This window comes from Arthrobacter wenxiniae, assembly GCF_013376105.1.
Lineage (GTDB): Bacteria > Actinomycetota > Actinomycetes > Actinomycetales > Micrococcaceae > Specibacter > Specibacter wenxiniae.
In genome coordinates, this window is record NZ_JAAMFM010000068.1 from 1 (window position 1) to 1,350 (window position 1,350).

Here is a 1,350-nt window from a genome sequence, read left to right on the forward strand (position 1 = left end):
GATCATGGTCATCATGGAGTGGCCGCTGTTGAGCCATTCGGCAAACACGAACGGCTTGAACGTGGAGCCGATCTGGAAGCCGCCGGACCCGTGCAGTGGCTGCCCGTTGGCGTCCCTGAGCGGCAGGGAAAAGTTGCCCATGTAGTTCCCCGGCTTCGTCGCCGGGTTGTACACGGTGTTCTGCGCCATGGTCAGGACCTTGCCGGTGCCGGGCTGGACGCTGACCACGTCGGCCCCGCGCTGCAGCGGGTCCGTGGGGCTCATGGTGTTATCCACCCGGGTCTGGGCGACCTTTTGCAACTTCGGGTCGAGGGTGGTCTTGATGGTCAGCCCGCCCTGGAAGAGGAACTTGGCCCGGTCCTCCGGGGTGGCCCCGTAGGCGGGGTTGTTGAGCACCAGCTGCTGGACGTAGTCGCAGAAGTACGGTGCCATGGCCGCCGCAACGCAGCCCTGGGACGGCTTGTTCACGTGCAGGGTCAGCGGGGCCTTCACGGCGGCGTCGTGCTGCTTTTGGGTGATTTTCTTCTGGGCCAGCATCTTGCCCAGCACCTCGTTGCGGCGGGTGACCACATTGTCCGGGTGCGCCACGGGATCATAGACCGAGGGGCTGTTGACCACCCCGGCCAGCGCGGCGGCCTGGGGCAGGGTCAGGTTCTTCGCGGTCGTGTTGAAGTACAGCTTCGCGGCCGCCTCGATGCCGTAGGCGCCGTTGCCGAAGTAGATGAGGTTCAGGTAGCCCTGCAGGATCTGGTCCTTGGAGTATTTCTTCTCCATGGCGATGGCCATGCGCATTTCCTTGAGCTTGTCACCCACGGTCTTCTGGGCCCCCAGCTTCGCCTGGTCCGTCTTGCCGGCCGTGACCAGGTTTTCGATGATCACGTTGTTCACGTACTGCTGGGTGATGGTGGAGGCGCCCTCGCGCCCGCCCTGGACGGTTGCGACAATGGCGCGCAGGATGCCGGTCGGGTCGATGCCGCCATGCTGGTAGAACCGGGCATCCTCAATGGCGACGATGCCGTTCCTGATGAACGGGGACATGTTGGCCAGTGACACGTTGTGGCGGTCCTCGGCATAGAACCTCGCGATCACGGACCCGTCGCTGGCGAGAACTTTGGTGGCCTGCGCGGGCGGATTCACATCCAGGCCTGCCGGGAGGTCATTGAACATATTGATGGAGTCATTGGCCACCGTGGCGGCCAGCGCGGTTGCCGGGGCGAACAGGCCCGCCACCAGGGCCCCGCAGGCGACGCTGACGACGATCAGGAGCAGCAGCCTGCCCACAGTGCTTGCCGTATCGAAGACTGGGTTTCTTGTTGACTTCATCAGTCTGTGGGCCTTTCAAGATCGACT

The 1,350-nt window shown here is 63.9% G+C and carries 1 protein-coding gene; it reads right to left on the reverse strand.

All coding sequences use genetic code 11. The features are described 5' to 3' along the window. On the reverse strand, positions 1 to 1,323 hold a 1,323-nt coding region (locus G6034_RS19370), incomplete at its 3' end, for a transglycosylase domain-containing protein (RefSeq protein WP_176636735.1). Positions 1,324 to 1,350: the final 27 nt, after the last annotated feature.